General features: G+C 62.1%; 12 protein-coding genes. 11 read left to right on the top strand and 1 reads right to left on the bottom strand.

Features of this window, described 5'->3' with window-relative positions; translation table 11 throughout:
- Positions 1-234: 234 nt before the first annotated feature.
- Positions 235-927, bottom strand: a complete 693-nt coding sequence (locus tag ACE3P9_RS02515; RefSeq protein WP_374491621.1) for a helix-turn-helix transcriptional regulator — start codon at positions 925-927, stop codon at positions 235-237.
- Positions 928-1,009: 82 nt separating this feature from the next.
- On the opposite strand from ACE3P9_RS02515, the gene ACE3P9_RS02510 reads away from it, so the two are divergent.
- The 11 genes from ACE3P9_RS02510 (at position 1,010) to ACE3P9_RS02460 (ending at position 11,454) form a co-directional block, all read left to right on the top strand.
- Complete coding sequence (locus tag ACE3P9_RS02510) at positions 1,010-1,267, top strand: transcriptional regulator (protein WP_374491620.1); 258 nt, start codon at positions 1,010-1,012, stop codon at positions 1,265-1,267.
- A 128-nt stretch (positions 1,268-1,395) separates the two neighbouring features.
- Entirely contained in the window at positions 1,396-1,782 is a 387-nt protein-coding gene (locus ACE3P9_RS02505) for a hypothetical protein (protein ID WP_374491618.1), read from the top strand.
- Entirely contained in the window at positions 1,779-2,045 is a 267-nt protein-coding gene (locus ACE3P9_RS02500) for a hypothetical protein (protein WP_374491617.1), read from the top strand. Before ACE3P9_RS02505 ends, ACE3P9_RS02500 begins: the two co-directional genes overlap by 4 nt.
- 74 nt (positions 2,046-2,119) lie before the next feature.
- A complete protein-coding gene (locus tag ACE3P9_RS02495) occupies positions 2,120-4,792 on the top strand; it encodes a VapE domain-containing protein (protein ID WP_374491615.1) in 2,673 nt (890 codons plus the stop codon).
- A 450-nt stretch (positions 4,793-5,242) separates the two neighbouring features.
- Positions 5,243-5,680, top strand: a complete 438-nt coding sequence (locus ACE3P9_RS02490; RefSeq protein ID WP_374491612.1) for a hypothetical protein — start codon at positions 5,243-5,245, stop codon at positions 5,678-5,680.
- Complete coding sequence (locus ACE3P9_RS02485; RefSeq protein ID WP_374491660.1) at positions 5,586-6,098, top strand: HNH endonuclease; 513 nt, start codon at positions 5,586-5,588, stop codon at positions 6,096-6,098. Before ACE3P9_RS02490 ends, ACE3P9_RS02485 begins: the two co-directional genes overlap by 95 nt.
- Positions 6,099-6,189: 91 nt before the next feature.
- Complete coding sequence (locus ACE3P9_RS02480; RefSeq protein WP_374491610.1) at positions 6,190-6,489, top strand: hypothetical protein; 300 nt, start codon at positions 6,190-6,192, stop codon at positions 6,487-6,489.
- Positions 6,486-8,150: a terminase large subunit gene (locus ACE3P9_RS02475; protein WP_374491608.1), complete on the top strand. Its 1,665-nt coding sequence runs from the start codon at positions 6,486-6,488 to the stop codon at positions 8,148-8,150. The genes ACE3P9_RS02480 and ACE3P9_RS02475 overlap by 4 nt, the downstream gene beginning before the upstream one ends.
- Positions 8,147-9,397, top strand: a complete 1,251-nt coding sequence (locus ACE3P9_RS02470) for a phage portal protein (RefSeq protein WP_374491606.1) — start codon at positions 8,147-8,149, stop codon at positions 9,395-9,397. Before ACE3P9_RS02475 ends, ACE3P9_RS02470 begins: the two co-directional genes overlap by 4 nt.
- Before the next feature lie 4 nt (positions 9,398-9,401).
- Complete coding sequence (locus ACE3P9_RS02465; RefSeq protein ID WP_374491604.1) at positions 9,402-10,175, top strand: head maturation protease, ClpP-related; 774 nt, start codon at positions 9,402-9,404, stop codon at positions 10,173-10,175.
- Positions 10,176-10,251: 76 nt separating this feature from the next.
- Positions 10,252-11,454 carry a phage major capsid protein gene (locus ACE3P9_RS02460; protein ID WP_374491602.1) on the top strand — a complete coding sequence of 401 codons (1,203 nt, stop codon included), beginning with the start codon at positions 10,252-10,254 and terminating at the stop codon, positions 11,452-11,454.
- Positions 11,455-11,478 lie beyond the last annotated feature (24 nt).

Raw genomic sequence — 11,478 nt, 5'->3', positions numbered from 1 at the left:
GGTGGGCCCCACCAACGATCGTCATAGCCCGCCTGGCCCCGACTTGTCGCGCACCCGCGCCAGTGCGTGATGGTGGGCCCCACCAACGATCGTCATAGCCCGCCTGGCCCCGACTTGTCGCGCACCCGCGCCAGTGCGTGATGGTGGGCCCCACCAACGATCGTCATAGCCCGCCTGGCCCCGACTTGTCGCGCACCCGCGCCAGTGCGTGATGGTGGGCCCCACCAACGATCGTCATAGCCCGCCTGGCCCCGACTTGTCGCGCACCCTGCCGATGATGCGTACATAGTCTTGCACCTGCTGTGGTGTCAGGGTTTCCTGTCGCGGCACCCAATGCGCATTGTCGCTATGCAGAATCAGGCTGCCGTCCACCATGGTGTACAGGCGTTTCACGCGGAAATCGTCGCCCACCAGCAGGGCATACACCTTGCCGTCGATGATCTGGGTTTCCAGCTCGTTGACCAGCACTGTGTCTCCGCTGTACAGGGTGTTTTCCATGCTGTCTCCGCGTACCTTGAAGCGGCGCAGGTAGCGGGGGTTCAGCCGGGCCTGGCTCAGCCACTGGCGATCATACGCTTTGGCTGTATCCGATTCCCCAGTGTCGTAGTTGATGCTGCCGTTGCCGGCTGATAGGCGTGCTGTGGATTCCGGGATCAGCACCAAGTGCTCGGGAGTGGATTCGCCCAGATCAATGGCCATGACCGGTTCGCCGTTTCCAGTCAACCATGTGGGATGTAGTGCTGTGATCTTGTCCACTATTTCTTCACCAATGTTCCGCGATTGGGCCTTGGTTGGATCAGCTAGTAGGCGCTGCACGTAGGTCGCATCAATACCCGACTTGCGCGCGAAATCAGCTTTCTTGCCCCCGTACTGATCGTCTATCAGACGTTTTAAGGCTTCTCTTCGGGCTTGGTGCTTATCTGTCATGGCTCTATTGGTACAGAGAAATTACCTTCTGGAAATCTCCAGAAGGTAGTGGACGAAGATTACCTGGTGGTATAGTCTTGGTATGGAAAAGCTGCTTTCATATCTAAATGCCCTGAAGGGCGATGAGCGTGACCGCTTCCTGAAGGCGTGTGGAACGTCGGAAGGCTACCTTCGCAAAGCCTGCTCTGTCGGGCAGGTGCTCGGCGCGCTCTTGTGCACGACGATTGAACGCGTGAGCAAGGAAAGCGTCACTCGCGCTGATCTGCGTCCGGACGACTACTGGCTTATCTGGCCTGATCTTCCGGCGCCAGTCACCCCTCGTGAGGCCGGTCATGCGTGACGGCAAGCGCATGGGGATGGGGCTGACGCCCCGCGAGAGATTGGGTTTGATGTTGACCATGCCGCCAGTCTCTTTTTTTTGCTCTTTTCGCTGAACCCTAACCACCCCTAAAAATTAGCGAGGCCTGTATGAAGCTCTTTTACGACGACGAGTTCGACGCCATCCAGCAAGCGATCAGCGACAGCGGAAAGCCCTTCAAGATCGTGGCGGCGCACATGTTCCCGGACATGAAGCCCGAGAGTGCCTATGCCAAGCTGAAGCGGTGCTGCAGCCCGGACGGTGATGAGCGTCTGACGTTCGGGCAGGTCATCCGGCTGATGGGGTTCTGCGAGTGCTACGACCCGCTGTATTACGCGTGCGATGACACGCTGCATGCCCGCCCGGATCGGAAAGCGCCAGAGGACGAGGCCGTGAAGCTGGTGGAGGTCATCAATGGGGCTGCCGGCACCATGGAGCGTGCCATGCGGGCGCTGGAACACATCAAGGCCAAGGGCGGCATCAGGGTGGTTGCATGAGGCCCGCCGGCGATATTCGAGTGGCGCTGCTCGAGGCAGCCGCTACTGCACCGCGCAGCACCATGCGCGAGCTGGCAGAACGTGCGGCTGTGGGTGTGGATGCGGCACGCCGCACCGTAGACAACTTGCGTCGTGCCGGTGCCATTGTGCGCGGCCCAGATCGCGTAGTGAGCTACCGCAACAAGCCGGTGGCCACGTGGATGCCGGCTGCGAACGACCATGCGATCCACGAGCTGGCCGCAGCGCTGCGGGCCTGGGGGTGATGCATGGCTAAGGATTGTAGGGCTGGCGCACGCATGCCGGCAGGGATTGTGCTCGCCATTCGCCGGGGGTGTGCATGACGGGTCGACAGGAACTCCCCCCGATCAATTTCAAAGCGCTCGCGGATGCGCTGCTGGCCAGCGCGGATACGCTGGTACCGGCATGGCTTTCTGGCGGACGCCGGCAGGGCCATGAGTGGGTATGTGGCAGTTTGGCTGGCGAAGCAGGCAGCAGTTGCAGCGTGAACCTGCACACGGGCAAGTGGGCGGACTTTTCCAGCGACGAGAAAGGTGCGGACCTGCTCAGCCTGTATGCCGCTATCCAGGGCCTGAGCATGACGCGCGCTGCGGTGCAGATTGCGCGCGAGCTGGGCTTTGAGGATGTGGCCGGCGTGGTCAAGCGCGCCGCCGGCGCCGGGCCCGCACCGGCACCGAATCCGCGGCCGGCGCCGCCCCCAAAGCCTGTGCCCGAGCAGCGTGAGGGCTGGCACACGCTCACGCCAGTGCCGCCCGGAGCGCCGAAGCCGACGTACCGGCATCAGTACCGGCAGCCGGAAGACATTCAGCACATCGGCGCTTATCGGCTGGACGACGCTGTGTTTGGCTACGTGGTGCGCTTCCGCACGTCCGACGGTGGCAAAGACACGCTGCCCTATACCTACTGCCAGTCCGATCGTGGCGGTGGCCAGAAGTGGCACTGGCGTCAATGGGATGAGCCTCGGCCGCTGTACCTGCCGTCCGGCGCACTCCCGGGCCAGCGCACCGTGGTGCTGGTGGAGGGCGAGGTCAAGGGCGATGTGCTGCAGGGCCTGCTGGAAAGTGCCGCACCCGGTGTGTACTGCGTGGCCAGCTGGCCCGGCGGCAGCAAAGCGTGGCAAAAGGCCGATTGGAGCTGGCTGTCCTGCTGCACAGTGCTGGCGTGGCCGGATTGCGATGCGCAGCGCGAGCCGCTGACCCGAGCGGAGCGCGAGAGCGTCAAGGACGATGCCGCAGCGAAAGAGGCTCTGACGCTGACGAAGCCAATCCTGCCGGAAGGCAAGCAGCCCGGCATCAAGGCTATGCGCGGCATTCTGGCGCTGCTGCGCGATGTGCACGGCTGTACGGTCAGCATCCTGCCTATTCCGGCGCCTGGCGCCGTAGTGAGCGGCTGGGACTGCAAGGATGCGATCCAGACCGATGGATGGACCGGCGTGGATGTGCTTGCCTTTTTCGGCCGGGCGCAGCCGCTGCCTGTGGACCTGCCTGCCGATGCTGACGGCCCGGTGCCAGCGCCAGAACCCCATGGCTCCGTTGGCACTGAGGAAGTAGACTCTGCCAGCGGCGATGATTACGAGCTCGTGAAGTGTGGCAAGCGCCGCGTTCCGCGTTGGCTGTCGTGGTACTGGGATGATGACAAGGGCCGCTGGAATATCTCGCGGAAGGCCGTAATCGCCGCGCTGGAAAAGGACGTGAGCCTGCAGGGCGTTGCGGCCTTCTGTGAGCTGTCCAACACGGTAAAGTGCCGGCGTGCCTGGCCGTGGCCGCATGCCAAACCGGGCGAAGTGCGCAACGCTGATGCGCTGCTGCTCGGCAAGTACCTGACGGATACCTATGGCTTGCCCAGCGTCAGCAAGGCCTCGCTGGAAGAAGCAATCCAGACAGTAGCTTATGCCGAGCGCTTCCACCCGATCCGAGAATGGATCGTTGGCCTGCAGTGGGACGGAAAACCACGGCTGTCCAAGTGGCTCGTGTATGCCTTGGGAGAGACGCCAGAGAGCCTGCCTCCGGCCGTGTACGAATACCTGTGCCTGGTGGGCCGCTACTGGCTGCAGGGCATGGTGTGGCGCGTGATGGAGCCCGGTTGCAAGTTCGACTATTGTCCTGTGCTCGAGGGAGAGGGCGGGCTGCGCAAATCCACATTGGTGGAGGTGCTGGCCAGCACGGACTACTTCAGTGACACGCCGTTCGATGTAGGCCGCGGAAAGGAGGCCCAGGAGCAGGTGCAGGGGATATGGGTCTACGAGATCGCCGAATTAAGCGCTCTCAGCAAAGCTGATGTGAATGCAATCAAGGCTTTCATCAGCTCGAAAATTGACCGGTACCGTGTGGCGTATGGCAGCACGGTCGAGTCCTTCCCACGCCAGTGCGTGATGGTGGGCACCACCAACGAGGATACCTACCTGCGCGACCGCACCGGCAACCGCCGCTTTTGGCCAATACCGGTGCGCCACCAGATCAATACCGAGTGGGTAGCGCGCTGGCGGACGCAGCTGTTTGCCGAGGCGTTCGCGCTGTACCTGCAGGGCGAGGCTTACTCGCCCACGCCGGAGCAAGAAAAGCGTCTATTCCACCCGATGCAGGAATCTCGCCTGATTGAAACCGCAGTAGAGAGTGATCTGTTGCGCCTGCTGACGCGCGAGCGGGGCGGCCCCGCCGACATGAGCAACGTGCACGTGCATGCCACGTTTGTGACGATGGCGCAGCTCGTGATGTCGCTGGGTGCTGATGTGGCCAAGAGCACGCCCGGGCTTGAGAAACAGATCCGCGATTGGCTCAAGCAATACGGCTGGGTGCGCGAGAAAAAGCAACACGGCGGTGCGCGAGCGTGGGGCTTTACCCGGCCGCGCGTCTGGCCGCCTAAGGACGATGACGTGCCAGCGCAGCCGGGCAGCGCAGAGCAGCCATTGAATGCGCCTCCGGAGCAGCCTCAAGCCGCGGAGCTCAGCGCAGCCGCGCGCTTCCTGCAGAACATGGAGGAAGCGGATTTATGATGCGTCCTTCCATTTCATCAACCACCGTGGCGCCTGAAACGCGCCGCACCACCTGCACGGAGGGAGGCGTGATGCGCGTCCGTGCAGTGGCCTGGGCGATAGTGCGCCCTGCCTGTGGTGCGGTAGCGGGGATGGGGCTGCCGTCTCCAGTGAGCTAAGTGTCCAAGTGTCCAAGGTGTCCAGCGTTTTGCATGGACATCACCAGCCATGGCAATTCCCCCATTTCCGGAGTTGCAGCCGCTGCATGGCCTGGCCGGACGCGAACATATGTCCATAGCCGTGGGATTGCGGGCGTGGGCAGGCGGGCATGCATGGGCGCACGCGCGCGCGGACTTGCGGGCATCTCCCGCGAACTCTATGTAATGGATTGGACAGTATGGACACTTGGACACTTTCCGGGGCAGCAGGTTGGATGCAGAGTGCAGATGTGTGCGGCGGAGGGGCGCGATAATGGCGCGGATCGAGCACATCAAGCGTCGGCTGGACAACTGGGCGCTGTGGCGCAGCAGGATGAACGGCGGGGCACACGGGTACGCCACACGCAACATCTTGGCTGTGTGTATGGAGCGCGTTGTGGGGCTAGGGGACTATGAATCTCAGATCCCGCATTTTGATGAAGACGCTGAGCAGACCGATAGGGCGGTGCAGGCTCTTAAGATCGGCAAAGGGCATCTGTACGTCACGCTGGACTGCATTTATTTGCAGGACCTGGGCGTGATCGAGACTGCGCGCCGGATGCACAGGGCTGTCAGTACTGTGCATGCCCAGCTCGAGCAGTCGGACCGGTGGATTGATGCGTGGTTGCAGGCCGAAAAAACAGTGCGCGACAAAGCTGCAGCGCAAGCAGATGCGGCTGCGAGCCGGACGCGTAGGGGTTTTACGTCATAGAGACTTCTGGTACATTTCGGCTATCGGTGGATTGGTGCGTGACGCCAGACACTCAGTTAATCAAGCCCTGCAGTGCTCGCACTTGTGGGGCTTTGCTTTTGTGGGCTATATGAAGACGCTGAAGCCGACGTTGTCTACTACTCCATCATCGAGGCTGCGGTTGTTGGCAGAGAAGGCTGGCACTACCGGGCGCCAGCGAGGCCGGTACTGGATGGACAAGCGCCAGCGCATCCTTCTCCGAGACGCGGCGCAGTGCAAGCGGTGCGGCTTTGTCAGCCTTCGCAATGAAGTGGACCACGTGATTCCACTTGAGCAGGGCGGTACCGACGACGACGCCAACCTCCAGACCCTTTGCCACGAATGCCACGCGGAGAAGACCGCGGGGGAGCAGCGTGTGCGAGCCGGGCAGGGGGGGTAGAAAAGTTTTTCGCCTATTTTTTCTGGAAACCGCACTGTCCCTCACGCGGGGAAAATTTCCTCGAGGCAAATTAATCAAATGAGGCAATCAAATGGCTGGTGTGAAAGGACGAAGCGGCGGTGCCCGTCCGGGCGCCGGTCGCAAGCCAGAGCAGCCATCTCTGATCGAGATGGCTGAGCAATATGACGACCCCAAGGAATTCCTCGCCGCCGTCATGAATGACCAGAAGGTCGACATCAAGGTGCGAGTGAACGCGGCAAAAGCGATGCTGCCATTCGATCATGCGCGGAAGGGCGAGGGCGGGAAGAAGGCCAGTGAGCAGGAATCTGCCCAGCTGGCGTTCTCAGGGTTCTTCGCGCCGTCTGCCCCTCCTGGTAGTCGAGTCCAATGAGCCGATCATGGTCTACCGCGTGCCCCGACTGGGCTGAACGCCTGCAGCGCGGTGACAGCATCATCCCGCCATCCATCTTTCGTGAAGAGGCCGAACGAGCGCTGGCCATCTTCAAGCGGCTGCGTGTGGTGGACTTACCTGGTCGGCCGACATTTGGCGAATGCTGTGGCCAGTGGGTGTTCGACTTCGTTTCCGCCATTTTCGGTGCTTACGACTCGGAATCTGGGAATCAGCTGATCCGCGAGTTCTATCTGCTGATCAGCAAAAAGAACACCAAGTCGACAATCGCTGCGGGCATCATGCTGACGGCGGTGATCATGTGTTGGCGCGAGGATGAGGAACACCTGATTCTGGCGCCGACGAAAGAGGTGGCGGACAACAGCTTCAAGCCTGCTGCGGGGATGGTTCGAGCAGATCCTGAGCTGTCGGCACTTTTTCTCATCCAGGACCATTACCGGACGATTACGCACCGCGTCACCCGCGCTTCGCTGAAAGTGGTGTCTGCAGACACGGAGGCGGTATCTGGGAAGAAGGCCGGCAAGGTGCTGGTAGACGAACACTGGGTCTTTGGCAAGAAGGCAAACGCCGATGCAATGTTCATGGAGGCGACCGGAGGGCAAGTGTCCCGCAACGAAGGCTGGGTGATTTTCTTGACTACACAGAGCGATGAACCACCCGCCGGGGTGTTCAAAGCCAAGCTGGATTACTACCGCGACGTCCGCGATGGAAAGATATTCGATCCAAAGTCACTCGGTGTGTTGTACGAGTACTCTCAGGAGATGATCGACTCCAAGGCATATTTGGATCCGGCGAATTTTCACGTCACCAATCCAAATCTTGGCCGATCAGTAAGTGCTGAGTGGCTGGCAGATCAGCTGCAGAAGGTCAGGGCGCAGCAAGATGGTGCTTTCCAACGCTTCTTGGCTAAACATCTCAATGTTGAGATCGGCCTGAATTTGAGGTCAGACCGCTGGGCTGGCGCCGACTTCTGGGAGCGCTGCGGGACGCAGCTGACGCTAGACAGTCTGCTGGAGCGTTGCGAGGTGGTTGACATAGGCATCGACGGCGGCGGCCTCGACGATCTTTTGGGATTCGCGGTTGCTGGCAGGGACGCAGGGTCAGGCGAATGGCTGCTCTGGACGAAAGCCTGGGCACACCCGAGTGTGCTGGAGCGCCGGAAAGAGGTGGCCCCGCGGTTACTGGACTTTGCAAAAGACGGCGATCTCGCGCTGGTGCAGCAGATCGGAGAAGACGTCCAGGATGTGGCCGATTTGTGCCTGCGCGTGTACCAAAGCGGCCTGCTTGATCGGATCGGATGTGATCAGGCGGGGATCGGCGCCATCGTGCAAGCGATTGTCGAGGCCGGCGTGCCGGAAGAGGCCCTGATCGGCATCAGCCAAGGCTGGAAGCTCACTGGTGCGATCAAGACCAGCGAGCGCAAGCTTGCCGAGCGCACGCTGCTGCATGCAGGGCAGCCGATGATGGCCTGGTGTGTGGGGAATGCAAAAGTAGAGCCGAGGGGCAACGCCATCATGATCACTAAACAGGCGGCAGGATCCGCCAAGATCGACCCGCTGATGGCTGTTTTCAACGCGATCACCCTGTTGTCACTCAATCCAGCCAATAACCGGGTTGTCAGTCAAGGATTTGTTGCACTATGAAGCTCTCCGAACGCATCAAGGTCGCGGCGCGTTTCGTTTTCCGCAACGAAGGGAATGGCGCCGCGTTTTTTCGTTCCAGCGACCCGCGCGTCCTGGAAATGCTCGGCCCCATGCCCGCCGCAGCCGGCGTGTACGTCACCCCGGAAACCGCGCAGCGTGTCTCTGCCGTTTACGCCTGCGTTGACCGCATCGCCGGCGGCATCAGCAGCTTGCCATGCGAAATCTACCGCCGCGAGGGCGCTGTTCGCCGCCAGGTACACGGTCACCCGCTTTGGTATCTGCTCAACGAGCAAGCCTGCGACGCCTGGACCTCCGCGACGCACTGGCACCGAACCCTGCAATACGTCCTCCTGCGCGGCGACTCGTTTGCCCTCATCAAGCGCAACGCGGCCGGCGCCGTCGTCGAGTTGGTACCGCTACCCTGGGAGTCGGTCGTCACAGAGCGCGACACCCTCTCGGTGGACGCCCGCAACATCTACATGGTGAACGACGGCTACCGCGCTATCGGATACGACCAGGACGACGTGCTGCACTTTCCAGGTTACGGGTTCAACGGCGTGCGCTCAATGTCCGTTCTATCCTGGGGCGCACGCAACGCCGCCGGCAACGCGATGGCGATGGATGAGTACTCGGGCCGCTTTTTCGCCGACGGCGCGCATCCATCCATCGTCATCACCACCGACAAGGTGATGAAACAGGAGCAAATCGACGAACTGCAGCGCCAGGTCGGCGCGAAGCATTCCGGCGTCAACAACGCGCACAAAACCCCGCTAGTGCTCACCGAGGGGCTCAAGGCCCAGGAAATCAGTATCTCCGCGCAGGACGCGCAGCTGCTCGAGGCCCGCAAGTTCCAGGTGGTGGACATTGCCCGCGCGTTCGGCGTCCCGCCGCACCTCATCGGGGAAACCAGCGCCAGCACGTCGTGGGGGTCCGGTATCGAGTCTATGACGCGCTCGTTCTCACTGTTCACCCTGAAGCCGCACCTCACCCGCATCGAGCAGGAGCTCAACCGCAAGCTATTCCGACGTTCCAACCTGTTCGTGGAATTCGACCGCGACGCGATGGTGCAAGGCGACCTGCAGGCCCAGGCGAAGTATTACCGCGCGGCCATCGGCGGCCCAGGCAACGGCCCCGGATGGATGACCGTCAACGAGGTCCGACAGAAACAGTACCTCCCGCCGTCCCAGGGATGGGACGAGATTTTCACCCCCGCCGAATCAGGCGCACCCGCACCAGCAACGGAGTAACCCGATGAAGAAACTAGTTCAACTCCTGCGTGACAACGCGAAGCCGCGCCCGGTCAATATCAAGGCCGCGGCCAACGAAGGCGGCGACGAGGCCACGATGTACCTGTACGACGTGATCGACTCGTATTGGGGCATTTCCGCGAAGTCGGTGGCCGACGCCCTCGCAGGCATCAACCCTGCCGCGACCCTGCACGTTCGCGTCAACAGTCCTGGCGGCGACGTATTCGAGGCCCGCGCCATCAAAACGTTGCTCGAGGAACGCCCCGGCAACACCGTCGTGCATGTTGACGGCCTCGCCGCCAGCGCGGCCACCACGATTGCCATGGCCGGCGACGAGATCGTCATGGCTGACGGCTCCTACTTCATGATTCATAACGCGTGGAGCATCGCCCTCGGCAACAAGGCCGACATGACCGCCATGGCCGCCCTGCTCGAGAAGATGGACGGCACCATCGCGGCAGACTACGCGGCCCGCACCGGCAAGGGCGTCGAGGAAATCGCCGCGCTCATGGACGCCGAGACCTGGATGACCGCCAGCGAGGCTCTGGCCGCCGGCTTCGTCAATCGCATTGCCGGCGCCGCCGAGAGCGAACCCGACGGCGACGAGGAACCGGACGAGGACGACGTGAACGCCCGCGCCCACTGGAACCTGGCCGCCTACGACAAGACGCCGAAGGCTTTGACTGAGCGCGGCAAGCCGACCGCGGCGCGACAACCTGACTATGCGGCCATTCACGCAAACAACCGCCGCCGTTTGCGGCTGCTCGAAATCGCCTGAGCGCCTCGCGCAGCGATAACCGGCCACCTTCGGGTGGCTTTTCTTTTTGTGCTCACCACTACCTGAAAGGAAAATCATGAGCATCCAAGCCCTGCGCGAGCATAAGAATGACATCGCGCGCCAAGCCAATCAACTGCTGGCCGAAAAAGGCGACACCACCTGGTCCAAGGACGACCAGGCCAAATTCGACGGCCTGATGGACGAGTCCGAGCGCATCGCCGGCCAAATTGCCGCTCACCAGAAAATGCTCGACCAGCGTGCCGAGCAGCACTTCATCGACGCGGCCCGCAAGCCCGCCGATGCCGCCAAGAACGAGCGCGCCCAAGGCGTTGAACTGTTCCTCCGCAAGTCCATGAAGGACATGAGCGCCGAGGAAGTCACGATGGTCCGCAACACCATGGCGACCACCACCGGCAGCCAAGGTGGCTACACCGTGCAGACCGACGTGGCCCGCGAGTTCGTTGACTACCTGAAAGACTACGGTGGTATGCGCCGCGTCGCCGACCGCATCGCAACGGCCATGGGTAACGACATGTCGTTCCCGACAACCGACGGCCGCGCCGAGGTGGGTGAAATCGTGGCGCAGAACACGGCAGCATCCAACGCCGACGCCGCATTCGGTACGGTCCCGGTCAACACCGTGAAATTCGGCTCCAAGATCATCACCGTCCCGATTGAACTGCTGCAAGACAGCCAGATCGACGTGGTTGGCCTGGTCAACAAGCGCCTGCGCGACCGCATCGGCCGCATCCAGAACCAGAAATTCACCGGCGGCAGCGGCACCGGCGAACCGTTCGGTCTGGTGACGGCCGCCAGCGTCGGCGTTACCGGCACCACCGGCAGCACGTTGACCGTGACCTTCGACAGCCTGGTCGGCCTGACCGAGGCCGTTGACCTCGCCTACCTGGCCGAGGGCGGGTTCACCTTCATGATGAGCCAGGCCGCACGCAAGATGGTGCGCCTCATCAAAGACAACAACGGCCGCCCGATTTTCATGCCCGGGTACGGCTCTGGCGACGTCGCCGCGCCCGACACCATTCTGGGCTATGAAATCGCCATCAACAACGACATGCCCGCACCGGCAGCGTCGGCCAAGTCCATCAGCTTCGGGCAGCACAAGAAGTACTTGATCCGTGATGCCATGGAGGTGACGCTGTTCCGCTTCGACGACAGCGCCTTCATGTCCAAGGGCGCCATTGGCTTCCTGGCCTGGGCACGCGCCGGCGGCAACCTGCTGGACAACGCCGCTGTGGCCTTGTACCAGCACAGCGCAACCTGAGCCTGACGCGGGCCGGCGCCCACC

Source organism: Allobrachymonas sp. (assembly GCF_041912815.1).
In the GTDB taxonomy this organism is placed as follows: domain Bacteria; phylum Pseudomonadota; class Gammaproteobacteria; order Burkholderiales; family Burkholderiaceae_C; genus Brachymonas.
The sequence above is the reverse complement of the archived record's forward strand: the minus strand, read 5'-3'. Positions and strand labels throughout refer to the sequence as shown.

Bases quoted from the DNA above. Each gene is read 5' to 3' on its own strand.
- ACE3P9_RS02515 (WP_374491621.1), bottom strand. From the start codon at position 927: ATGACAGATAAGCACCAAGCCCGAAGAGAAGCCTTAAAACGTCTGATA.
- ACE3P9_RS02510 (WP_374491620.1), top strand. From the start codon at position 1,010: ATGGAAAAGCTGCTTTCATATCTAAATGCCCTGAAGGGCGATGAGCGT.
- ACE3P9_RS02505 (WP_374491618.1), top strand. From the start codon at position 1,396: ATGAAGCTCTTTTACGACGACGAGTTCGACGCCATCCAGCAAGCGATC.
- ACE3P9_RS02500 (WP_374491617.1), top strand. From the start codon at position 1,779: ATGAGGCCCGCCGGCGATATTCGAGTGGCGCTGCTCGAGGCAGCCGCT.
- ACE3P9_RS02495 (WP_374491615.1), top strand. From the start codon at position 2,120: ATGACGGGTCGACAGGAACTCCCCCCGATCAATTTCAAAGCGCTCGCG.
- ACE3P9_RS02490 (WP_374491612.1), top strand. From the start codon at position 5,243: ATGGCGCGGATCGAGCACATCAAGCGTCGGCTGGACAACTGGGCGCTG.
- ACE3P9_RS02485 (WP_374491660.1), top strand. From the start codon at position 5,586: ATGCGTGGTTGCAGGCCGAAAAAACAGTGCGCGACAAAGCTGCAGCGC.
- ACE3P9_RS02480 (WP_374491610.1), top strand. From the start codon at position 6,190: ATGGCTGGTGTGAAAGGACGAAGCGGCGGTGCCCGTCCGGGCGCCGGT.
- ACE3P9_RS02475 (WP_374491608.1), top strand. From the start codon at position 6,486: ATGAGCCGATCATGGTCTACCGCGTGCCCCGACTGGGCTGAACGCCTG.
- ACE3P9_RS02470 (WP_374491606.1), top strand. From the start codon at position 8,147: ATGAAGCTCTCCGAACGCATCAAGGTCGCGGCGCGTTTCGTTTTCCGC.
- ACE3P9_RS02465 (WP_374491604.1), top strand. From the start codon at position 9,402: ATGAAGAAACTAGTTCAACTCCTGCGTGACAACGCGAAGCCGCGCCCG.
- ACE3P9_RS02460 (WP_374491602.1), top strand. From the start codon at position 10,252: ATGAGCATCCAAGCCCTGCGCGAGCATAAGAATGACATCGCGCGCCAA.